The 22,453-nt window shown below is 58.1% G+C and carries 25 protein-coding genes; 17 read left to right on the forward strand and 8 right to left on the reverse strand.

Translation table 11 applies throughout. From position 1 onward, the window contains the following. Nucleotides 1-226: 226 nt before the first annotated feature. Entirely contained in the window at nt 227-1,384 is a 1,158-nt protein-coding gene (locus QZ869_RS13040; protein ID WP_296105427.1) for a site-specific integrase, read from the forward strand. An 84-nt stretch (nt 1,385-1,468) separates the two neighbouring features. On the opposite strand, the gene QZ869_RS13045 is transcribed toward QZ869_RS13040, so the two are convergent. The 6 genes from QZ869_RS13045 to repA all read right to left on the reverse strand — a co-directional run bounded on the left by QZ869_RS13045 (nt 1,469) and on the right by repA (nt 7,877). Further along, nucleotides 1,469-2,260 carry a hypothetical protein gene (locus tag QZ869_RS13045; protein ID WP_296105286.1) on the reverse strand — a complete coding sequence of 264 codons (792 nt, stop codon included), beginning with the start codon at nt 2,258-2,260 and terminating at the stop codon, nt 1,469-1,471. 1 nt (nt 2,261) lies between these two features. Then, nucleotides 2,262-3,224: a DUF4238 domain-containing protein gene (locus QZ869_RS13050; protein WP_296105287.1), complete on the reverse strand. Its 963-nt coding sequence runs from the start codon at nt 3,222-3,224 to the stop codon at nt 2,262-2,264. Further along, nucleotides 3,224-3,997 carry a hypothetical protein gene (locus QZ869_RS13055; RefSeq protein ID WP_296105289.1) on the reverse strand — a complete coding sequence of 258 codons (774 nt, stop codon included), beginning with the start codon at nt 3,995-3,997 and terminating at the stop codon, nt 3,224-3,226. The genes QZ869_RS13050 and QZ869_RS13055 overlap by 1 nt, the downstream gene beginning before the upstream one ends. Before the next feature lie 198 nt (nt 3,998-4,195). Beyond that, nucleotides 4,196-5,407, reverse strand: coding sequence for a plasmid replication protein RepC (repC, locus tag QZ869_RS13060; protein ID WP_296105291.1), 1,212 nt, complete (start codon nt 5,405-5,407; stop codon nt 4,196-4,198). A 168-nt stretch (nt 5,408-5,575) separates the two neighbouring features. Next, nucleotides 5,576-6,583, reverse strand: coding sequence for a plasmid partitioning protein RepB (gene repB / locus QZ869_RS13065; protein WP_296105293.1), 1,008 nt, complete (start codon nt 6,581-6,583; stop codon nt 5,576-5,578). Between the two features lie 94 nt (nt 6,584-6,677). Continuing rightward, nucleotides 6,678-7,877 carry a plasmid partitioning protein RepA gene (gene repA, locus QZ869_RS13070; RefSeq protein ID WP_296105429.1) on the reverse strand — a complete coding sequence of 400 codons (1,200 nt, stop codon included), beginning with the start codon at nt 7,875-7,877 and terminating at the stop codon, nt 6,678-6,680. 380 nt (nt 7,878-8,257) lie between these two features. On the opposite strand from repA, the gene traI reads away from it, so the two are divergent. The 13 genes from traI to QZ869_RS13135 all read left to right on the forward strand — a co-directional run bounded on the left by traI (nt 8,258) and on the right by QZ869_RS13135 (nt 19,294). Beyond that, the gene (gene traI, locus QZ869_RS13075) at nt 8,258-8,884 is read left to right on the forward strand and encodes an acyl-homoserine-lactone synthase TraI (protein WP_296105297.1); all 627 of its coding nucleotides are present in this window, start codon (nt 8,258-8,260) and stop codon (nt 8,882-8,884) included. Between the two features lie 2 nt (nt 8,885-8,886). Further along, nucleotides 8,887-9,858: a P-type conjugative transfer ATPase TrbB gene (trbB, locus tag QZ869_RS13080; protein ID WP_296105298.1), complete on the forward strand. Its 972-nt coding sequence runs from the start codon at nt 8,887-8,889 to the stop codon at nt 9,856-9,858. Next, nucleotides 9,848-10,228: a TrbC/VirB2 family protein gene (locus tag QZ869_RS13085; RefSeq protein WP_296105300.1), complete on the forward strand. Its 381-nt coding sequence runs from the start codon at nt 9,848-9,850 to the stop codon at nt 10,226-10,228. Before trbB ends, QZ869_RS13085 begins: the two co-directional genes overlap by 11 nt. After that, nucleotides 10,225-10,509, forward strand: a complete 285-nt coding sequence (locus tag QZ869_RS13090) for a conjugal transfer protein TrbD (protein ID WP_296105302.1) — start codon at nt 10,225-10,227, stop codon at nt 10,507-10,509. Before QZ869_RS13085 ends, QZ869_RS13090 begins: the two co-directional genes overlap by 4 nt. Before the next feature lie 10 nt (nt 10,510-10,519). Further along, nucleotides 10,520-12,976, forward strand: coding sequence for a conjugal transfer protein TrbE (locus tag QZ869_RS13095; RefSeq protein ID WP_296105304.1), 2,457 nt, complete (start codon nt 10,520-10,522; stop codon nt 12,974-12,976). A 16-nt stretch (nt 12,977-12,992) separates the two neighbouring features. Next, entirely contained in the window at nt 12,993-13,751 is a 759-nt protein-coding gene (gene trbJ, locus QZ869_RS13100) for a P-type conjugative transfer protein TrbJ (RefSeq protein WP_296105430.1), read from the forward strand. Further along, nucleotides 13,745-13,921: an entry exclusion protein TrbK gene (trbK, locus tag QZ869_RS13105; protein WP_296105306.1), complete on the forward strand. Its 177-nt coding sequence runs from the start codon at nt 13,745-13,747 to the stop codon at nt 13,919-13,921. Before trbJ ends, trbK begins: the two co-directional genes overlap by 7 nt. A gap of 4 nt (nt 13,922-13,925) precedes the next feature. Continuing rightward, entirely contained in the window at nt 13,926-15,104 is a 1,179-nt protein-coding gene (gene trbL / locus QZ869_RS13110) for a P-type conjugative transfer protein TrbL (RefSeq protein WP_296105308.1), read from the forward strand. Nucleotides 15,105-15,125: 21 nt separating this feature from the next. Next, a complete protein-coding gene (locus tag QZ869_RS13115; RefSeq protein ID WP_062428114.1) occupies nt 15,126-15,788 on the forward strand; it encodes a conjugal transfer protein TrbF in 663 nt (220 codons plus the stop codon). Nucleotides 15,789-15,804: 16 nt separating this feature from the next. Further along, entirely contained in the window at nt 15,805-16,617 is an 813-nt protein-coding gene (trbG, locus tag QZ869_RS13120) for a P-type conjugative transfer protein TrbG (protein ID WP_296105310.1), read from the forward strand. A gap of 3 nt (nt 16,618-16,620) precedes the next feature. Next, nucleotides 16,621-17,058 (forward strand): conjugal transfer protein TrbH, encoded by a 438-nt coding sequence (gene trbH, locus QZ869_RS13125; RefSeq protein ID WP_296105312.1) that lies wholly within the window; start codon nt 16,621-16,623, stop codon nt 17,056-17,058. A gap of 14 nt (nt 17,059-17,072) precedes the next feature. Next, a complete protein-coding gene (gene trbI / locus QZ869_RS13130) occupies nt 17,073-18,368 on the forward strand; it encodes an IncP-type conjugal transfer protein TrbI (RefSeq protein WP_296105314.1) in 1,296 nt (431 codons plus the stop codon). A 245-nt stretch (nt 18,369-18,613) separates the two neighbouring features. Then, nucleotides 18,614-19,294 carry an autoinducer binding domain-containing protein gene (locus tag QZ869_RS13135; protein ID WP_296105316.1) on the forward strand — a complete coding sequence of 227 codons (681 nt, stop codon included), beginning with the start codon at nt 18,614-18,616 and terminating at the stop codon, nt 19,292-19,294. 1 nt (nt 19,295) lies between these two features. Here QZ869_RS13135 and QZ869_RS13140 read toward each other — a convergent pair whose 3' ends face one another. Further along, on the reverse strand, nt 19,296-19,616 hold the full coding sequence (locus tag QZ869_RS13140) for a transcriptional repressor TraM (RefSeq protein ID WP_296105318.1): 321 nt from the start codon (nt 19,614-19,616) through the stop codon (nt 19,296-19,298). Nucleotides 19,617-19,756: 140 nt separating this feature from the next. Between QZ869_RS13140 and QZ869_RS13145 the strand changes: the two genes are divergently transcribed. The 3 genes from QZ869_RS13145 to QZ869_RS13155 all read left to right on the forward strand — a co-directional run bounded on the left by QZ869_RS13145 (nt 19,757) and on the right by QZ869_RS13155 (nt 21,781). After that, nucleotides 19,757-19,975, forward strand: coding sequence for a helix-turn-helix transcriptional regulator (locus QZ869_RS13145; protein WP_296105320.1), 219 nt, complete (start codon nt 19,757-19,759; stop codon nt 19,973-19,975). Between the two features lie 117 nt (nt 19,976-20,092). Further along, on the forward strand, nt 20,093-20,716 hold the full coding sequence (locus tag QZ869_RS13150; RefSeq protein ID WP_296105322.1) for a DUF433 domain-containing protein: 624 nt from the start codon (nt 20,093-20,095) through the stop codon (nt 20,714-20,716). A gap of 228 nt (nt 20,717-20,944) precedes the next feature. Beyond that, nucleotides 20,945-21,781 (forward strand): hypothetical protein, encoded by an 837-nt coding sequence (locus QZ869_RS13155; protein ID WP_296105324.1) that lies wholly within the window; start codon nt 20,945-20,947, stop codon nt 21,779-21,781. 54 nt (nt 21,782-21,835) lie between these two features. On the opposite strand, the gene QZ869_RS13160 is transcribed toward QZ869_RS13155, so the two are convergent. Further along, nucleotides 21,836-22,444 carry a TraH family protein gene (locus QZ869_RS13160; RefSeq protein WP_296105325.1) on the reverse strand — a complete coding sequence of 203 codons (609 nt, stop codon included), beginning with the start codon at nt 22,442-22,444 and terminating at the stop codon, nt 21,836-21,838. Nucleotides 22,445-22,453: the final 9 nt, after the last annotated feature.

Here is a 22,453-nt window from a genome sequence, read left to right on the forward strand (position 1 = left end):
TGAATTTGACCAAGGCATCAGGGCTTTAGCTGCCCCCTCCCCTCCTCCGCGTGAAATCGTAAGCGGAGATTTCAGTGCCGAATTCCTCGCTTAGCGCTTCAATTGAAATCGGGAGCTAAAAGCCACAATGGCTGGCGCGTGAGGAGGAACTTTTCTATCCGACCGAATACCGCGGCGAGATCGAACAGATCATCGCCCGCTGGCGCCCGGAAAACATCCCGGCGTGATGGTGACTGCGAAAAAGCCAGGCGCGAGTCTGGCCGGCGTCGAACGTCGTGCCGTCGAGCTCGACACGATCGCCTCGGTCCTGCCGATCGACCGGCGCGATGAGCTGGCCGAGCTGCTGACCGACGCCGATATCGAAACGCTGCGTCATCTCGTCAACGAGGGAATGGGCGCCAACACGCTTCGTGCCATCACCTCCGATCTCGCCTATATCGAAGCCTGGGCACTGGCGGCAACAAAACGATCGCTGCCCTGGCCGGCGCCCGAGGCCCTGCTCTTAAAGTTCGTTGCGCAGCATCTGTGGGATCCGCAAAAGCGGGCCACCGATCCCGATCACGGCATGCCGGCCGACGTCGCCGACAACTTGCGCGGCCAAAATTTTCTGAAATCGACCGGCCCGCATGCACCGGCGACGGTGCGCCGTCGGCTGGCCAACTGGTCAACGCTGACGAAGTGGCGCGGCCTCGATGCCGCCTTCACCTCCCCTCCCCTCAAATCCGCAATTCGTCTCGCCGTGCGCGCCGTGCCACGCAAGAGAAACCGGAAGAGCGCCAAGGCGGTCACCGGCGTTGTGCTGGCCAAACTGCTGGCGACGTGCTCGACCGAAAGCCTGCGCGATGTGCGGGACCGGGCGATCCTGATGGTGGCCTTTGCTTCCGGCGGCCGCCGGCGCAGCGAGATTGCCGGGCTTCGGATTGAACAGCTGAGCGTCGAGGCGCCGATCGAAGTGGCCGACGGCCCTCCCCTCCCCTCTCTCGCTATCCATCTCGGCCGTACCAAGACGACCAATGGCGAGCAGGATGATGTCGTCTATCTTACAGGTCGGCCGGTGGATGCGCTGAACGACTGGATCGCGGCGGCCAAGATCGAGAGCGGCAGTGTGTTTCGGGGGATTGGGCGTTGGGGCACCGTGTCCAAGCGTCAGCTCGATCCGCAGTCGATCAATGCGATCGTCAAGCAGCGGGCGGAGATGGCGGGGTTGGAAGCTGGTGAGTTTTCCGCCCATGGTTTGCGATCGGGCTATCTGACGGAAGCCGCCAATCGTGGCATCCCCCTGCCCGAAGCAATGGAGCAGTCACGGCATCGTTCGGTCCAACAGGCATCTAGCTATTATAACAGCGCAAGCCGACGGAGCGGTCGAGCGGCTCGTATTCTCTAATGGCCGGCGTCGGTCGAGGCTGTCTGGAAACTACGGCGCGCCCCTCGGCAACTATTGTCAGACTGAAGTGATTGACGACGCGCGCTAATCAGCCGGCTTTGCCGGCTCCGCAATTGGCTTATCCAGCGGGGCCACTTCGATCTCGATGAGGCCCTCTTTGTGAAGCGTCGCCATCGACAACACCACCATCTCTTCCTCGTCTGAAGAAAGTCCGCCGAGCCCAATCTCGTAGTTGACCTCCCCGGCAAGCCTTGCCATCAGTGCTATGTAGCAGACGTGCAGCGCATAGAGGTTCCTCGCCAGTTCCCGATGATAGATAGGAAATGCCGACGGTCCTCGTAGCTCGCCCTTCTCCATCTCAATGATGCTGTGCAGAAGGACGGACTGAGAAACGTGAGCCGCACCGCTCAGCTCACCATAAGCCCTCCCCATATTTTTCAGGACACCGATTGTGGCGTGCGGCGTCTTACCATCTTTCCGTTTTCCTACTCCAAGCTCTTGGACGGCGGAAATGATCTCATGTTCCTGCCGCAGCAGGGTAGCAGCCTGGACGTATAAGCCTTCGACCACAGCCACCTCGCAGAGATTGATGCTTTGCAGAAAGTGAGAGATCAGGTTGAGCTTCTGACTGACATCCGCATCTTCCTTGATCTTGGCGCCGGCACTTCTCGATATAAGGTTTCCCAATGCGCTCCAGGCAAATGCGTGTGCCTCGGTGAGCCGAATGTCGTTTTCTTTGAACTTTTCCCTGTTCGAATGACTGACTTCAATGTGTTTGCCGGCGATGATGGAGACCGGGATTAACGCTTTCTCTCCCCAGTTATCGAGGGCTCCAACGATATCGTCTCCGAATTTCAGCTCTCGCTTCTTTTCCATCCTATTGCCCCTTTGCCTTCGCCTGCCGTCCCAAGGCTGCCGCTAGATCCTTGCCGCGGGTGTAGGGCTCCATTCGAGTATGTAGCTCAAACTCGCCGTCTCTGGCATAGAGCTGCTTTGAGGCGTTCTTCGCCATGCTCGTGTTCATGTCAGCGACTTGGTCCCGGCGGAAAGCGCGGTTCGGCGTCTGCTTGACGAATAGCCCGACCAAAGCAAGCTCCGGTGAGATGGGGAACATGACAATCGTGCCTGCCAACCCAAACCCAGGTGAGTATGGCCCGCGGTCCTTTCCGTCGGCCCATGCTAGGACGACAGGATCATCGCAGGTTGCAAATGTAGAGCCAGCGGGCGCTGAGGCAAACGCCCAGCTTCGTCGGGCCAGATGTTCGACGACAGTTGGAACCGCATCTAGCTCCAAGCCGATGAGATATGTCTGATCGATCGCGATGTTATATTCCCCGCGCTCAATGAACGACTTCATGTCTTCGTAGCTGATATCGTTCCGGATCGGGGCGCCGCCCTTCCGAGCCTGCCGGATCGATTCTTCGTATTGGTCCTTGTCCTTGAGCGCGGCTCTCATCATTCCGCTGGCCATTTTTATATGGAGATCTTCGATCATCGACCGGAAGCGAGGATTTCGGACTGCCACGTTCCCCATCAATAGCATGACAGATGTGAAATGATCGTCAGACGGGAAGCTTCTTGTCTCGATCACTTCCGCAAGTCGCGGCGCGATCTCGCCTTCGATCTCTGCCATACCGTCTTCGACATGATTCGGATCGAAGCCCTCAGCCTCGATTCGGAAGAAATTTCGGCGAGCCCCGATGTTTCGGACTAGGGTGCGGAACGTCTTCTTCGTCGACTGGTCGAACACAAAGAGCTGCGCCTTCCGCTTTTCGGCAGCATCGCTGAATCCTCTGAGGTAGAACTGTGGAATGAAATGGTGATTTACGGTGTCTGACATTATTTCCCACAGTTCTTGCAGACCTTCGGTGGCCTGACCTCTTCTATAGTCGCCGATATCGCGCCGAGAACCTGCGCGACGAACGGCTCCTTTTCGGTGTGATACGTGACATCCATCGCGGCCCAGATTAGGCCAAGGGTCAGGAAAGTGTGCTCCCGAAGCCCCTCATCTAACTGCTCCCGCGTAAGTGCCGGACCACCAGAATCCCCCGCATAGAGTGCTTTATCACGAAAGATCGCCCTCTCGTGAACTCTATCCACCATTGCATCTTTGCTGGGAAACAAGCTTGAAAACGCCTCGAATGCAGCCTCCGAAGACGGGTCCTCACTGTTCTCGTTGAACGAGAATAAGCGAAGCCCAAGCGGATAGTAGGTATCTTTCGCGTTCACCTTGACCTGGGTCATGACGCTGTCGTCCGCCGGGTTATGTGCGACCGCCAGCTTCATTCCTTCCGCATGTCCAGCAATAATTTGGACATAGGCCGCGACTACCGCTTTCTGTGCGTGGTCGCGGATATTCACCTTCCCAGCGAGCTTCCTGTAGCCGTGCTCCTTTGCCGAGGCGATGAATGCCGCAACTGCCTCCTCAGTCGCGTGGGTCGCGCAGAAATACGCGACCGTGTTCGAAATCCGCTCATCAGCAATCCGCTGTGCCCGGACCAAATGATTCCTCGCGTTCACGGCGCACGACAGCGCTCGCCCTGATAGCCTTTCGTTTGCTCTCCGATACACCCAGTCACTAACCGGATGGTCGATCAGCGCCTTCACGACCATGATATTCCTCCGATACCCCAAAACATCTCGACCGCCACTTGCAAAGTCGCCGGACCGCTATTGCCCACTATTCGCAGCTTAGATGAGGTTGCTCGACCATATGCGAAGGGCGCTATCTTTAGATTCAATATGTTAAGGTGTAGTCAGCTGACTACAACAGTATTTTCCTGTGGCAAGTCCAGCGACGACATTATGAACTCACGCCCGCCTCGCCTCCTGCCCGCTTGCGCGCAGCAACGCCATCAAAACGGGACCTAGCGAGAATTCGCCGCGGCGCGCCTTCCCCGTCAAATCCCTCAGATAGCCCCCAGGCGATGAAATATGGCCCACCCTCTCAAGGATCGCTGCCATCGTGGCGGCGGCATTCTCAGGCCCCATGACCTCGCAAGCGTCCTGGTAGGCTGACGGGCTCACCCCGAGCATAGATCGCACCACTACCGCGGCGAACATCAGATCGCGCCAGCTCTCGATATTGCCTCCGGGGCCATACATCGCGATCTCCGGGCACGCACGAAGAACCATGCCCAATGGGAAAGCCTTTATCGGCTCGATCTTACGTCCAATATCCGGGCTCGGCTTCTCGCCCAGCTCGTTTTCAGAGCTAGGTTCAAGTTCAATGATAGATTCGGTATTTGAATTCTGTATGTGCTGCCGGATATCAGCATCATTGGTGTCGGTTTTTTCTGTAATCATCAGAGTTTCCAACTGGTTGATGACTTCTTCTCGTAATAGCTCGAGTTCCTCCAGCAATCCTTCGAAGGCTTCTGTGGTCTTTGCCGCCCGCAGACGAGCCATGAGGGCGACGTAAAGCGATTCGACCATCTCCCAGTTGCCCGGCACACCGTCCTCGATCGCCGCCGAAAGCAGCTTACGGACGTCTCGTCTCGCGATCGTTATGCGCTCTTTCACAAACTTCAGATGCCGCTGGGTCGCCGCGACTTGCTGGGCCAGTTGTGCCAGCTCCTCAGAGCGTGCGAGAAGCGGCGAAAGACTAAAGCCGTATGCTGTCTCAATGGCGCCGTCAGTTCCTTTCCGGGCATAGCGCTTCCCATTGGGGCTATCACAGCGCTGGATTAGGCCTGCCTCAACGAGATGCGCGAGGTTTTCTCGCAAGGTTGAACCAGCGATCCCGTTTGCCCGAGCCGTTAGCTGGGCATTCGAGGGGAAGACAATCAGATTGCTCTCGTCACTCAACGACGCCTCTGGGTAAAAAGTCAAAAGCGCATTGAGAACAGCGAGCGCTCGATCACGTAGGCCCAGCAGCGAACGTGCATCGCAAGCGTCCCTGAAGATTTTCCACTTGTCTATCTGCTTCCCCGGTTCGATCTGCGAAGCTCGCATTTGCGATCTGACCAAGGCAAGCGTCATCGGCCGCCGCCCAAAGGGCGTCGTGACATTTCCAACCTGCATTTTCCTTCACCTTTCAAAAGGCAAAAGAAACCCGCTCACCAAAAACGGTGCCAAAGACTCTTGACTGCGATTCATGGAAATGCGATTCTCAGGCTGCTTACACCTTTGAGAGAGGCTTCCATGACGGCAACGTTTGGGGGCCTTTTTCTTTTGCTACTGCCTTCCGATTTAGTCCTCTGTTGACGGAGCATTGCTCCTGAAATTGGCATAGAGTTCAGGAAGCTTCTCCATCAGATAGGATGCAAAAGCCTCGTCCTGTTCTCGATTGATCTGAATTTTGCAAAGCTTGCCCGTAAGTGCCAGGGTCGCTATTTCCTTGCCATCGGATGATCGCGCAACAGCCGGGGCGTCCGGCTTTGCCGAGCTCCCGAGTTCGCCTGTCTTCGCGGCTCTCAAAACGACCGAAAAGCGATCGTCGGAATCCTTGTGAGCGAAGGAATTGTCTTCCGTTGCCTTATGCGCCTTTTTTGCAGCGCCGGCGATCTTGAGGCTCTCGACAAGATCGAGCCACCTCGGCCGTCCGATCTTTGGCGCACGCCCGATTGCATCAATCAGCGAACGAGGCACACCGCGAGCGACACTCAGGAGCTTCTGGGCTTCTTGGCGGTCAACAGACAGAGCGGTCTGGATCAGCGATCGCTGGATACCGCCGTCCTCGAGCTTCAACGCAAACATTGCCCGCTCGATGAACGTCAGGTCTTCGCGCGCCGAATTCTCCACACCCTGGGCAACGACGAGACGATCGTCATCCAGCTCGCGGACGTAGGCTTTGACCGCGATGCCGAGTTCGGACGCTGCACGCACCCGCCGGTGACCATAGGCAATCTGATAGCGGCCAGGCGCAGAGGGATGAACCCGTACAAGGATAGGGATTTCCTGTCCATGTTCGCTCAGCGAAGTCTTCAGCGCTTCGACTGCCGCCAGATCCTGATCGACGAAGCGGTCAGCAAAGGGGGAGGGGTCGAGTAAGCAGGGATCGAGTTCAACGGGCAGGGCGCCACTTGCGACTTGCTGCTTCAGTTCCTCGTAATCACGTTCAACTTCGGAAAAGGTGTCCTTGAGCGACCGGACCGCACCTGAAGCAACACGCTGTATGGGTTGCCGCGCTTCATCGGCCGGCGCGTCTTCGGTACCGCCAGCAAAAAGAGAGCGGATTGATTGTGTTCGCTTGCTCACGCAGGGACCTCCCCATCACGGCCGGTCTCATGAACCGAGATGTAGTCAGCTGACCACATGTTAAGTGTCTGAATTTTATCGATAGAGGTTGAGATCATCGCTGCCAGACCTCGTTTAGAAGCGCGACAACTTCCTGGTTGACGGCATTGATCGATTCCATCGCGCGATCGTACGTGGACCGGCCAACGGCACCTCTCGTCAGCTCGTAAAGAGATTGCTTGGTCAGTCCTGCATTGGCGATTGCAGTCGATTTCCAAGCGGTCGCAGCCATGACATCCGATCCGAACACATCGCGCATCAATCCGACGATCTCTTGCTCCGGAACATCGCGAGGATCGTGCCGGGTCACGAGAAAACGCAGGAAGTCGTAATCAAGTCGCCCACCAGCCTCCTCGATGACGGATACGAGATCCGAGGTCATCAGAAGGAACTGGCTCATTGATGCAACGTCGACCATTTGTGGGTGGACGGTGACGATCATGCCCGTCGCGGCGTTCAGAGCGCCCATGGTTAGAAAGCCCAACTGGGGGGGGCAATCTACGACGACAACGTCGAAGTCGTCTTCGACCTGGGCGATTGCGCCGGCGACCCTTCTGAAGAACAGATCCTCCGGCCGACCACGATTTTGCAGCATGAAGCGTGGGGTTTGATGCTCAAACTCCATGAGCTCGAGATTACCGGGAACGATGCTGATCCCTGTAAAATATGTCGGGCGGATCACGTCCTTCATTGTGACGCGCTGATCGTCATAACGAATGGCGCCATATAGGGTGGTGTTCTCGGCGACATCGAACTCGGGCTGATAGCCGAACATGGCTGAGAGCGAAGCCTGCGGATCGAGATCGATCGCCAAAACGCGATAACCCTGCAGCGCAAGCCCTTGAGCTAGATAAAGCGAGGTGGTGGTTTTTGCAGATCCGCCTTTGAAATTGGCAACCGTAATGACCTGCAGCTTTTCACCATCACGCCGACGTGGAAAAAACCTTGTCGCTTCCTTAGGGCGAGCGCTCGCTAGATACTGCCGCAGCTCGTTGATTTGCTCGAGCGAATAGGATCGCCGTCCGCCATTTCCAAGTTCCGGCGTCGGACCTAGACCGTCGATTGATAGTTGGCGCAGGTAGCCGTCCGAAACGCCGACGATCTCCGCGACTTCGCCTGACGAGAACGACCGAAGTGTTTTCTGCGCGGTCGGCGGGAATGCGCGTTCTCCAACTGCACGCAAGCGGGCAGACAGCGCTTCGGCCCGCTGTGTGATATGGGCAGAAGTCGATGCCTTTAGGATGTGCCGGTCGATCACGTTCACATTAGCCTCTGTTCTCAGACGGTTTATTGGCGTCAGACGCGCTATTACCGTCTCAAGCTAAGCCACGATTCTAACCATGCCGCAAGAGAAATAGGGTTAACAAGACCTTAACATGCACAGGCGGAAGATACTGCCCCCGCTCGCATCCAACATTTTATCGAACAATATCAGATTCTTGCGTCTCATCTCGCTCTATCGGTCCAATTGGCCAACTAACACTTTTGCTAGTTAATGCCGTGGCGTGAGCGGCATCTGGCGCACAAGAAAGTCGAGGCTCAGCTAGAATCACTCGCTAACACTTTTGGCAGTAGATCGAACTCCTTAGCCCCGTCAAACCTCCTTACGTCACCAACGCAAGGGAGATTTGCTCGATGCGCGTCGTCGCCATCAAGAACCCAAAGAGCGAAACTGAGCGCCGCCTCATAAACGAAATGCACCGGCTCCGCGCCCGCATTTTCCGCGGTCGCCTGGCATGGACAGTTCGTTGCACCTCCGGTCTCGAGATCGACGGTTTCGACAAGCTAGGCCCGACATACGTCCTATGCATTGACCGTTCCGAGGCGGTGATTGGATGCGCGCGCCTCTTACCGGCAACCGGCGGCACGATGCTGGAGAAGGTATTTCCGCAACTCCTAGAGACGGGACAACTCCCTACGCACCATCGGATGGTCGAGAGCTCCCGATTTTGCGTGGACACAAATGCGGCTGCCGAGCGGGAGCACGCGGGCCTGCATTCGGCGACCCTCGCAATGTTCGCCGGTATCGTCGAGTGGAGTGTCCTCAATGGCTACCGAGAAATCGTAACCGCCACGGATGTCAGGCTTGAGCGTATCCTCCGTCGCGCGGGATGGCCTCTCGCCCGCCTTGGCTCACCAGCCCAGATCAACGAGACCAGAAGCGTCGCCGGACTGCTCCCCGCAGACTGGGTGAGCTTCGACCGACTTCGCCCCAGCATCTATTCGTCGAGTTTCTCACTCCATCAAAAGGAAGCGGCCTGATCATGCTTAGCACCCAAAACCGCTCACTCCCTCGCCTCGTCAGCAAGCTGCAAAATGCTCTGGGAGATCATTTGTGCGTGGCGCTCGAAGACCCGAGTGTCGTCGAGATCATGCTCAATCCTGATGGGCGCCTGTTCATCGAACGGCTCGGTCACGGAATGGCTGCAGCTGGCGAGATGACCCGCTCGGCCGCCGAAACTGTCATCGGCAGCGTCGCTCATGTTCTGAACTCCGAGGTCGACGACGATCGCCCGATCGTGTCGGGCGAACTTCCAATCGGTGGGCATCGTTTCGAGGGATTGCTGCCACCGGTGGTCTCCGGACCGTCTTTCACGATCCGCCGTCGCGCGTCGCGCTTGATCCCTCTCGATGACTATGTGTCGAGCAAGGTGATGACCGCAAAGCATGCCGAGGTCATTCGCAGCGCCATTGCTTCGAAACTCAACATTCTGGTCGCCGGTGGAACTGGCTCAGGCAAGACGACCCTCACCAACGCGATCCTTGCCGAGATTGTATCGAGCTCGCCCGATGATCGCCTCGTCATTTTGGAAGACACAGCCGAGATCCAGTGCGCCGCGGACAACGCCGTGAGCCTTCACACCAGCGACGCGGTCGACATGTCACGTCTCCTGAAGAGCACAATGCGCCTCCGGCCGGATCGGATCATCGTCGGCGAGGTCCGTGACGGCGCAGCACTGACCATGCTCAAGGCCTGGAACACCGGGCATCCCGGCGGGGTCGCGACGATCCACTCCAACAGCGCACGCTCCGCGCTTCAGCGCCTCGAGCAGCTGACCGCAGAAGCCAGCCATCAGCCGATGCAGGCTGTCATCGGCGACGCAGTCGACCTGATCATTTCGATCGAACGAACGGCCAAGGGCCGGCGCATTAGCGAAATCCTTCACGTCACCCGCTTTGCCGGCGGCCAGTACCAGACAGAACCCTATGCAGAGGAGAACCGAGATGCAGCGTAACAGATCCCTCCTGACACTCAGCGTGTTAGCTATCGCTGCCATCGCCGTGACGTCGCCTGCTTTCGCCAGTTCCGGTGGAAGTCTGCCGTGGGAAGGACCGCTCGAACAGATCCAGGAATCCATCACCGGTCCGGTCGCAGGTTATATCGCACTGGCAGCCGTCGCCATCGCCGGCGGGATGCTGATCTTCGGTGGCGAGCTCAACGATTTCGCCCGCAGACTGATGTACGTCGTCCTGGTCGCCGGCATTCTGCTCGGTGCCACGACCATTGTGGGCCTCTTCGGCGCCACCGGTGCGTCTATCGGCCTGCCAATAGAGCAGGTCACGCAGGTCGTTTCAGATGGAGCGGGGGAGGAGGGAGCGTCGTGAGCCTCTACCGCAATCGCATTCATCGCGCGCTTTCTCGTCCGAACCTTCTCATGGGCGCCGACCGAGAGCTGGTGCTGATCACCGGGCTCGCTGCCGTGATCCTGATCTTCGTCGTGTTGACCGTCTACTCGGCGCTCTTTGGCGTGGCCGTCTGGATCGTCATCGTCGGTCTGCTTCGCCTGATGGCCAAGTCCGACCCGCTGATGCGGCAAGTCTATACCCGTCACATTTCCTACAAGCCCCACTACCGGCCGACGGCCGCACCGTGGCGAAGATACTAGAGGTGTCTCGATGGCTGCCCTCAAACGTTTCCGCGCGACCGGCCCCTCGTTCGCTGATCTCGTTCCCTATGCCGGCCTGGTCGACAACGGCGTTCTGCTTCTGAAGGACGGGAGCCTGATGGCTGGCTGGTATTTCGCGGGTCCGGACTCCGAAAGCGCCACCGATCTTGAGCGCAACGAACTGTCCCGGCAGATCAATGCGATCCTGTCACGACTGGGGACCGGATGGATGATCCAGGTCGAAGCCATCCGCGTGCCGACGGTCGACTATCCCACGCCGGACCAGTGCCATTTCCCGGATCCTGTCACCCGCGCGATCGATGCCGAGCGTCGCGCCCATTTCGGGCGGGAGCAGGGGCATTTCGAGAGCAAGCATGCGATCATTCTGACCTACCGGCCACTCGAGTCGAAGAAGACGGCGCTCAGCAAATACATCTATTCGGACGAGGAAAGCCGGAAGAAATCCTATGCGGACACGGTTCTATTCGTGTTCCGCAATGCGATCCGGGAAATCGAACAATATCTGGCCAACACCCTGTCGATCGCTCGCATGCAAACCCGCAAGGTCCGCGAGAGGGGAGGGGAGCGTCTCGCACGCTACGACGACCTTCTACAGTTCGTTCGGTTTTGCATCACCGGTGAGAGCCATCCACTCCGCTTGCCTGAAGTTCCGATGTATCTCGACTGGCTGGCAACGGCGGAGCTGGAGCATGGCCTGACGCCGAAGGTCGAGAACCGGTTCCTCGCTGTCGTTGCCATAGATGGTCTGCCGGCCGAGAGTTGGCCCGGCATCCTCAACAATCTCGACCTGATGCCGCTGACCTATCGATGGTCGTCGCGCTTCATCTTCCTCGATGCGGAAGAGGCGCGCCAGAAGCTCGAACGCACGCGAAAAAAGTGGCAACAGAAGGTTCGACCATTCTTCGATCAGCTGTTCCAGACGCAAAGCAGATCGGTCGATCAGGATGCGATGACGATGGTCGCGGAGACCGAGGACGCCATCGCTCAGGCGTCGTCCCAGCTGGTCGCCTACGGCTATTACACTCCGGTCGTGATCCTGTTCGATGAAAAGCGCGACGCCCTGCAGGAGAAGGCAGAAGCCATCCGTCGGTTGGTACAGGCAGAAGGTTTTGGCGCGCGCGTCGAGACCCTGAACGCGACGGATGCGTTTCTCGGGAGCCTGCCGGGGAACTGGTACGCCAATATCCGTGAGCCGTTGATCAATACGAGCAATCTGGCGGACCTCGTTCCGTTGAACTCGGTATGGTCCGGCAATCCGGTGGCGCCCTGCCCGTTCTATCCGCCGAATTCCCCGCCGCTGATGCAGGTGGCCTCCGGCTCAACGCCGTTTCGGCTGAACCTGCATGTCGATGATGTCGGCCACACCCTGATTTTCGGACCGACTGGTTCCGGAAAATCGACCCTTCTCGCGCTGATCGCCGCGCAGTTCCGTCGCTACGAGTTTGCCCAGATCTTTGCCTTCGACAAGGGCAACTCGCTCCTCCCGCTGACGCTTGCTGCCGGCGGCAATCACTACGAGATCGGCAACGACCAGAACGGGGAGGGGAGGGCGCTTGCATTCTGCCCACTGTTCGACCTTTCGACAGATGGCGATCGGGCCTGGGCGACCGAATGGATCGAAACGCTCGTCGCCCTGCAGGGCGTCACCATCACGCCCGACCATCGCAATGCAATCTCACGCCAAATCGGCCTGATGGCGAAGGCGCCCGGAAAGTCGCTGTCGGACTTCGTCAGCGGCGTGCAGATGCGCGAGATCAAGGATGCACTCCATCACTATACGGTCGATGGCCCGATGGGTCAGCTTCTCGATGCGGAAGAGGACGGTCTGACGCTTCGAGCATTCCAGTGCTTCGAGATCGAGCAGCTGATGAATATGGGCGAGCGCAATCTGGTGCCGGTCCTCACCTACCTCTTCCATAGGATCGAAAAGCGGCTGGATGGTTCCCCGAGCCTCATCCTCCTCGACGAGGCGTGGCTGATGCTTGGCCATCCGGTATTCCGCGACAAAATCCGGGAATGGCTAAAGGTGCTGCGCAAGGCCAATTGCGCCGTTGTTCTGGCAACGCAATCCATCTCCGACGCCGAGCGTTCCGGTATTATCGACGTGCTGAAAGAATCGTGCCCAACCAAGATCTGCTTGCCGAATGGCGCCGCACGCGAGCCAGGGACGCGGGAATTCTACGAGCGGATTGGCTTTAACGAGCGCCAGATCGAGATCGTATCGGGTGCCATCCCCAAGCGCGAATATTACGTCGCCACGCCAGACGGACGGCGGCTGTTCGATATGTCGCTCGGGCCGGTGGCGCTGAGCTTTGTGGGCGCATCCGGAAAGGAAGACCTGAAGAGGATACGCGCGCTGAAGGCGGAACATGGCCAGGACTGGCCTACCCATTGGCTTGAATCGAGAGGAGTTCGCGATGCCACGTCGCACCTCAACGTCCAGTAACTGGATCGTCGCAACGATGACTGCGGCGATCGCGCTGTCACCGATTGCCCCCGCCAATGCGGGGTCTGCAACGGGCGCTGCCACCGAATGGACGCAGCTCGCCAACAATGCTCAGCTTATAGACCTTCTCAAGAGCTCCGGCCTGCAGGTCGATAACCAGCTGACGCAGATCGGGCAACTCGCGGAACAGATTCAGAACCAGCTGAAGATCTACGAAAATATGCTCCAAAACACAGCGCAGCTCCCTGATCATATCTGGGGCCAGGTCGAGAGCGATCTCAACCGTCTGCGCAGCATCGTCGATCAAGGGCAGAGCATCTCTTTTTCGATGGGCAATGCCGATGACGTTCTACAGCAGCGGTTCAAGAGTTATGCGGATCTGAAAACCAACCTGCCGAACGCCGAGACGTTCTCGAACACGTATCAAAAGTGGTCGGACACGAACAGGGACACAATCGGCAGCACGCTGAAGGCGGCAAGCCTGACAGCGGATCAGTTTGACACGGAGGAGGACACGATGAGTTCTCTGCGATCGATGTCGGAGTCGGCCGATGGCCAGATGAAGGCGCTTCAGGTCGGGCATCAGATTGCCGCCCAGCAGGTTTCCCAGATGCAGAAGCTGCGCGGGCTTGTCTCCCAGCAGATGACGATGATGGGGACCTGGCTCCAGACGGAGCAGACGGACAAGGACCTTGCGCAGGCGCGCCGTGAGGAATTCTTCAAGTCGACCGCGCCTTCAACATCCGGTGGCGAAAGGATGAAGGTGGAATGGTGAGAACGAAACTGATCCTGGCCATGGTCGTCGCAATCATCTCTCTAGGAGCAACAGGCCTCTGGTTCGTGCTCTCGGAGCGGCAGGAAGCGCTGGAGCGGCGCGAAAAATTCTTCGGGTCAACGAAGGAATACCCGACGTCGGGCGGCGAGAAGATGAAGATCGAGTGGTAGGCGCATGACCTCTGAGCTCAAAACGATCAGGGGCATTGCGGTGCTGGTCGCATTGATCGTCGTGTCGTTCCAGCCCGCGATAGCGCAGGAGGGGTCGGTCCTAACAGCCCTCCAGAACGAGATCACCACTGCAGCCAAGGGTTGGGAGACCACCGTCATGGATGCGGCGAGATCCCTGTTCTGGATCCTCGCAGGGATCGAAATCGGTATTGCTGCCGTCTGGCTGGCGCTTCAGGCCGCGTCGCTCGAGAGCTGGTTCGCTGAACTCGTCCGGCGCATCATGTTCGTGGGCTTCTTCGCATTCGTTCTCGCGCAGGGTCCGACGTTCGCGAAGGCGGTCGTCGATAGCCTGTTTCAGATCGGCGCTGGTGGAGGCACGGCTTCGCCAGCGGACGTCTTCAATGCGGGCTTGGCCGTTGCGACCAAGATGTCAGAGAAGGTGCAATTCGGGCTGTTCGAGGACAACGCGCTCGCCATCTCGGCGGCCTTCGCGATGGTCGTAACGGTGATCGCATTCTCGCTCGTTGCTGCGATCTTTGTATCTGTGATGGTCGAGATGTATCTCGGTCTGCTCGCGGGAATGATCATGCTCGGATTGGGAGGCTCGTCCTTCACCAAGGACTTTGCCATCCGCTACCTCATCTATGCATTCTCGGTTGGCATGAAGCTCATGGCTCTGGTCATGATTTCCCGGATCGGTTCCGAGGTCTTAATCGGCTTGGCGAACCGGCCGGACGTCGGGGACCAGTTTCAGACCGCATTGGCGATCGCCGGGATCGCGGTCGTGGTCTTCATTATCGCCATGTATGTCCCGAACATCATCCAAGGCGTCGTTCAAGGAGCATCGGTCACAGGCGGGATGGAAACCATCCGCCACGGTGGACAGGCCGCATCATTTGCACTTGGAGCAGCCTCTCTAGCCGCCGGCGCCGTCGGAGCCGGAGCCGCGGCAGCCCAATCCGCCCGCGCCGCAGGATCCTCGGTCGCGGGGGCTGCGCTACGAGGCATGGGCGCGGGGATCGGATCAGCCGGAAAAGCAGCTGGCTCAGCCGCCAAGGAAAAGGCGATCGGTTCGCCCGGCGCTTACGCCGGCTCGATCATGGGGCTCGCCAACGCCAAGCTCGATCAGAGCCGAACCGGACAAAGCGGGCCGAAGACGCCACCGGAACGAAACGACAAGTAATCAACAGGAAGGCAAAAAGCGATGGCAGCAAATCGGCCGCCCGATAGCCCTTACCTTGCCGCGCGGCAGGAGTGGACGGAAAGATATGGATCCTATGTCCAGGCCGCGCGCGCATGGCGGATCGTCGGCATCCTCGGATTGTCGATGGCCGTGATCGGCTTCACCTACGCCATGTATCTCAGCACGCAGGTCAAGCTCGTGCCGTACATCGTCGAGGTCGACAAGCTCGGCACGTCGGTGACGGCGGGCTTCCCTCAACAGATCGAGTATGCCGATGCCCGCGTCGTCCGCGCGACACTCGGCAACTTCATCACCAGTTTGAAGTCTATCACTCCGGACGCGGTCGTGCAGAAGCAATATATCGACAGGACCTATGCGCTTCTTCGGACGTCCGATCCCTCGACCCAGAAAATCAACGCCTGGTTTCGCGGTAATTCGCCCTTCGAAAAGGCGAAGACGTCGACCGTTGCCATCGAGGTCAACAACATCGTGGCGCTGTCTAACCAGACCTACCAGATCGACTGGACCGAATACGAGCGCGACCGCAAGGGCAAGGAAACCGGCACGCGCCGGTTTCGCGGCATCGCTACGGTCGCGCTGACTGCGCCACAGGACGAGGCGATCATCCGCCTTAACCCGATCGGTCTTTATGTCCAGGACTTCGACTGGACCGCACAGCTTTAAGGGCAGGGGAAATCATATGCACAGAACAGGATTGATCGCGGCCGCCGGCTGCATGGCCGGACTCGTCCTTGCGGATTATGCGATGGCGCAAAGCATGAATTCGAACGAGGTGAAGGGGACCAACATCTCGCGCAAATGGCGGGGGACGCCGGGCCTGGTGACGACCGGGCCAGACGGAAAGGTTATCTTTCTGTTCGGCGAGACCCAGCCCTCCGTTGTGTGCTCACCGCTTCAGGTCTGCGATATCGAACTGCAAGGCGGCGAGATCGTCCGCGACGTGCTTGTCGGTGACACCGTCCGTTGGAAAGTCGAGCCGGCAACGTCGGGTGCGACTGGCGGGCAGGCGATCCACCTGATCGTCAAGCCGTCGGAGGCAGGCCTCGTCACGTCGATGGTCGTGACGACCTCGCGGCGAACCTATCATATCCAACTCAAATCCCATCCTAGCAAGTACATGGCCCGCATCGGGTTTGAATATCCGGAGGATGTGTCGACCAAACTGGCCGACATCAATGCCCGGCTTGAGACCGGAGGCATTCCGGGGACCGCCCCCGACAAGCTGAATTTCTCCTACTCGATCAGTGGTAGCGCCTCATGGCGGCCGAAGCGCGTCTATTCCGACGGCGCCAAGACCTACATCCAGTTTCCTCGGTCCATCTCCGGCCAGGACGCGCCGGTGCTGTTCGTCGTCAGCGGTGGCCAGAACCGCATCGTCAACTATCGCATGAAGAACGACATGATGATCGTCGACTACGCCGTCGACAAGGCTGTGCTCGTCTCTGGAGTCGGCTGGCGCCAGCAGAAAATCACGATCCGGCGAGGAGGTTGACCGATGAGAAAAACCCTTGCCGCCATCATCATGACCACCTTCCTTTCCGGCTGCCAGACTGCGGATGAAACACTGACCACGAATTCCACGCCGGTTGCCGTCACTGGCGCCACCGCGAGCGCCATCGCCGGCGACATGGCAAGCCGGCTTGCCGAACAGGTCGGCCCGGCCGGCACTACGACCCTCAAAATGGACAAGGACACCTCCGAATACGCCGCCGCCCTTGAGGCAGCGCTGAAGGGATGGGGATACACGGTCATCGCCGATGGGAAAGTCGGCAAGGATCAGAAGCCCCTCGAGGTTGCGTGGTCGATCGACAGCTTCGACAGGCAGGTCCTTGCACGGATCAGCACGCCGAGCATTGCGCTCGGCCGGGCTTACACGGCGACATCAGCCGGTGCCACGCCGGCTAGTCCGCTTTCGATCATGCAGCGAAACTGAGGGGAGGGGAGACCATGGTTCAATCGCTCCAGCTCGGCACGACGGGCAATGCTGACGATCAACAGAGTATGCGGCGCCTCAATCGCCTGCCGATCATCGTCGCGATCGTCATCATCGTTCTGTTCTTCGGCGTCGTGATTGTCGGCCTGTCGTGGCGCGGTCTCTCCTTCAACCGTGGGAACGAGCTCGACACCACCTCCGCATCGCCGGCGACCACATTTGGGGATCAGCTGAAAAGAGGCGTGACGGACGGGATCATAGGCGAACCGGAGCAACGCGAAGTGTTTCAGCCGACACCAGTCGTTGTCGAGCGCGAGCCGGTGAGAGAGGGCGTCGTGGAGCGGCAGAATGACGTTCGGACGGAACGGCGATCGCAACTCGAGCCAGAAGCCGAGTGGAAGGCCCGGCTGAAGCGGGAACAGGACGAGCAGATTCTCCGCGAAGCGCAACGTCAGAGGATGGCAAGCCTCCAGGCACGGGCAACAGCTCTCGATTCACCGCTCAAGGTTGACGTTTCCGAGGTCCAGAAAAGCGCCTCCGAAACCAGAACCGACGCGCGCCAACCGCTGAATGCCACGACGAACAGTGCATCCGATCTCTACAGCGCTGCGATGAAGTCCGGTTTGCTCGGACAGAACGTCGATCAAAATGGCCAAACGTCGAAGGAGGACTTCTTCAACCAGGACATAAAGGATCTTGGCTATTTGCCAAACCAAGTGGTCCCGCAGTTTTCGCCCTACGAGTTGAAGCGTGGATCGGTGATACCTGCGACCATGATCACGGGTCTGAACTCGGACCTCCCTGGGCGGATTTCGGCACAGATTAGTCAAAATGTTTACGACAGTGCCACCGGCGACCGGCTGCTCATCCCGCAGGGAGCGAAGCTGTTCGGTCGCTACGATTCCAAGGTGTCGTTCGGGCAGGAGCGCGTGCTGGTCGTCTGGACCGACATAATCTTTCCCAACGGCTCGACGCTTCAAATCGGCGGCATGCCCGGCACGGATGCCGAGGGGTATGGCGGCTTCAAGGATAAGGTTGATCGCCATCTCTGGCGCACGTTCGGCTCTGCCGCGCTTGTTGCCATCATCGGCGCGGGGATCGATATGTCGATGCCGGAGAGTTCGACCTTGGCCACGCAGGATACAGCATCTGATGCCGCTCGCCGAAATTTTGCCGAATCGTTCGGCCGAGTGGCGGAACAGACGATCTCAAAAAATCTGAATGTCCAGCCGACCATCAGGATCAGGCCGGGCTACAAATTCAATGTGTTGGTCGATCAAGACATTATTTTTCCGAATTCGTATCGGTAATAGAATAGACCTTGGCGCAAATCGGTCATCTCTTATGTAATTGAATCGCGATGACATAATACAATCTTGCGTGGGTAAATTCTTTCTCCTAATACTCAACTTTAGGCGAGCGCAATGGTGTGCTTCGCCTCCGTCTCGGAGCTACCGGACCCCCGCCAAGGGGTACTGCCATTTATGACTGCAACCTTGTTGCGTTCATACCCTCACTCAAAGGAGGCCATGAATTGAACCAATGGTTTGAGCGTTTGACCGAACAGGTCGCCCTGGCGCATGAGGAAGCCACGGTAAAAGCGACCTTGGAGAAGTTAAGCCGTGAAGCGGGATTTGGCGCCTATGCCTATCTCAATCTTCAGGCAGAGACGCAAACGGCGATCTCAAACTATGACGTCGAATGGCAGCAGCGGTACTTTGAGAAATCCTACGCTCTGATCGATCCCGTCGTGCGAAACGCGCGCGACCAGCTTGAGGCATTCGCGTGGTCCAACGAAACGTCGCTTCGGATGAGCAAGGAACGCAGAAACTTTTATGGAGAGGCGGGAGAGTTCGGGATCCGCTCAGGCATTACGATTCCGATCAAGACCGGCTTTGGCCGGATGGCAATGCTCACCCTGGCTTCTGAAGAAGCTGACTTTGCCCTGGGGCAATCGCTGAACCCGGTACTTGCCGCTTCTGCAGTCGCGCAACTGCACTCGAGGCTTGAAGGTCTGGGAGCGAAGCCGACCCATCACACTCCCATTCGGATGAAGTCCGACGAACTGACCTGCCTGCGCTGGTCTGCAGAGGGCAAATCGATGAAGGCCATTGCTATCATCGAGAACACCACATACGCCAATGTCGCGTTCTTCCTCCGTAACGCCAAGTCAGCGTTGGGAGCGACGAGCTTGCCGCAGGCAACAGCTATGGCCAAGGAGTTTGGTCTGATCTAGCTCAGTGGCCCTTTGATTTCGGCATGTCCGGTATGTAGCCCAAAATATCAAGAAGCGTCGAGACGACCGTCTGCTGCGCGTGGACGGCAATCATCGCCGCGATATAGGCCTGACTTGCCTCGCGAGCCGTCTCCGGGTCAGCTGCGGCATCGACCTTCGCTTCGAGCATAACGGCGTCATCGCGTAAACGACGATGTTTCTCGATCTCGCGCACGACGTGGCGTTCTATCTCTTCGGGCGGCTGGTCACTCATCAATCCGATGAGTGGGCGCAATATGAGTTTGGTATCAGACACAGGCCCGTCTGCACTTGCTTTGAACATTATCGGTCCAATTACCGCCCATATGCTGCTGGTGTAAACCTTCTTTGGAACGAGGTATCCGCGAAGGCAAATCGGTTTAAATCTCAAATACATACTATAGTTGATAAACTTAAAGTATGTAAACGTTGATCTTTCGGCGCATGGATATGCGCAAGCTGGTCGGCCGGAATTTTGCCCGCCTCCGTCGGGAAAAAGGCCTGACACAGGAGGATGTGGAAGCGCGCTCCGGCTACAGCCAGCAATATCTTAGTGGCCTTGAACGAGGGAAGCGCAACCCCTCTGTCATCACCATCTATGAGATTGCGCAGGCGCTTGGTGTGAGCCACGTCGAACTGGTCACGCCCGACAGAGAGACTTGAACAACAACGGTTCTCGTTGGAGTTGGATGGCCTCAGTCCGCTAGTTCGCAGATCTTGGAAAGGCCTCTTCACTTCCGATACCAAAGCTATTATATATTCTCCACAAGGAGAATGATTATGACTGAGTTGGCACGCGCCTATACGCCTGCGGAAGCAGCTGCCGTCAGCGAGATCGCCGTGAAATCGGTACACAACGCAATCGACAAACGGATCATCGCACGGCGCCTTGCTGAAGATGAGGGACGAGCCCTATCTGACGATGACCTGCTGCGGCTCAAGCTTTGGTATGGGGTCGGCTCGATCCTGTCGGCCGAGCGCCGCCAGCGGCTCTTTGACACGATTGACCAGAATCCGGATGCCGACACTGTTCGAGCAGATGACTATCTGATCGTTGATGTTGCCCGCGCACGCCAACAGCTTGCGGCACGTGCGGAGGCACTCCGGGAAGCCGAGCGGGTTATCGAAAGCGTGAAGGGTGTTCTTGGCGGCGAACCGGTGTTCAGCAAGACCCGCGTTCCAGTCAGGACGATCGCAGCCATGAAGGCTCAGGGTGCGACCACCGAAGAGATCGTCGAAGGGTATCCGGGTCTCACCACGCGCATGGTTGAACTTGCGGAAATCTGGACTGCTGCACACCCGGCACGAGGCCGACCTCGCAAGCTTTCCGACCTTGGCGTGACGGTGAAGTCGTCAAAGCGGCTCTTACTTTCAAAGGCTGCCAACGAGCCATCCGGCAACTGATACCGCGAGCTTCTCAACGTGCCATGACGTAGACGACCCAGTAAACAAGCAGTGCGAACGCACAGCCATAAAGACTAAAGGCGCGGTCAATAAGACCACGCCTAGCCATAATTCCGTTTAGACTCTCCAAGTGCCGTAGTAAGGCCACGGGCTCGCAGCACCATTGTGCCACCACTCAGCGAGTGAGTATGTTATAGAGCTACGACTCGGAAATTGCAAGGGGGACAAGTGTCTAGCATCACCAAACGGCATGTGCCGACGTCCCAGTTGCTCGGCGAGTATCTCACCTTCGTACCCACTCCGCAACAGGTCGACCACTTCAAGGTCGACATGCGTACTTTGAACCCAACCCTGCTACGTGACAGCATACGTGAAGGCGTGAAGGTGCAGGCCCTGCAGCAGATACCCGTGCATGAGCAGCGCCTGGTCATCCATCGGATCTATACCCGCAAGGTCAAGGAGTTCTCCTCAATCTATCCGTTCGTATTCGCCGTCGAGAATGGCTTACGCTCGGTGCTGGCTGACTATCTGGAAGAGCGCTTTGGCCGGATGGATTGGTGGGTATTGATCCGCAATGCCCGGCAGAATGGACAGGCCTACACCGCCTTCCCAAACATCCTAGGTACACCGGTTAATCCTGCCTTCGTGAAAGCTGTTTGGCGAGTGTTCGACAACATGGTCAACCCCCAGCACGTCAAGGATGTGACCGGCAACAACAAGTCCGATGAGTTCTACTATTGCCTGACGCTTGGGGAACTTTGGAGGATCATGGAGGCCGACTGGCCTCTGATCCGCGACATGTTTGCCCCCGACGCTGTTCTAGGCTTCACGTTCACTAAAACCATGTTCATAGACACGATGCGGGTGATCAAGGAGACACGCAACGAGTTGTTTCACAGCAATCCCATCAAAGACCGCAAGAAGATCGTCGAGGCGTGCGAGCGGATCCTGAACGGCTTGCAGTTCCACCTCGGCGACTACGATACTGACCTCGGCGCTGCCAATTACGTGCGTGTGCCATCGACCGTTTTACGCCAAGCTCGGCACGTGATCCCGGCGCGATAATTCAAATCGGACTGTTCATCTCGCATGAAACCCGCCCGATAAGGCAGATGCTCTTCATTTCTGGCCGCCGATCCTCGTCAGATCAATCCGGATACACGCGTCGTCGGGGTTGATCGGAGCGTCATCGGGTATCTCAGCGATCGTGTTCTCCTCGACTTGGGCAGCATCATCGATCTTCACCGTCGACCGTTGAACGACCGCGCCACCTGGATCCTCCGCCTGGAACACGCTCTCGCCCTCGAACTTTCCAGTCTGCCACGCATACACAGCATCGTCGAAGAGCTGCGGGAAGACCTCTTCACTCGTCGGGTTGCCATACCATTTGGCGACGATGCGGAGGATCTTGGCAAACATCGTCGTGCCCATCCGCAGATTGGCGCAGGGCTCGACCAGATTGACCTTCAGTTCGGAAACATCCTTCAGGCCAATGCCCGCCGGGATCTGGGTGAGGCCGACCCGTACGACAGAGCCGCCGATGTTATCGCGAACGATCTCGATAGCTTCCTCGGGTGTTTTCGGTTTGGGAACGAGGATGATGCGGCCGCCGGCCCTCACCGTGATGGCCAGCGGATCCTCCGAGCCAACGGCCTGCACAAACTGTTCGACGATTGCCGGCTTCAGCGATGGGTCGGCACATTCCTTGATCAAGGCAGCATCCAGCATGCGAAATCA

The sequence above is a fragment of the uncultured Agrobacterium sp. genome, from assembly GCF_913777885.1.
Classification (GTDB): domain Bacteria; phylum Pseudomonadota; class Alphaproteobacteria; order Rhizobiales; family Rhizobiaceae; genus Agrobacterium.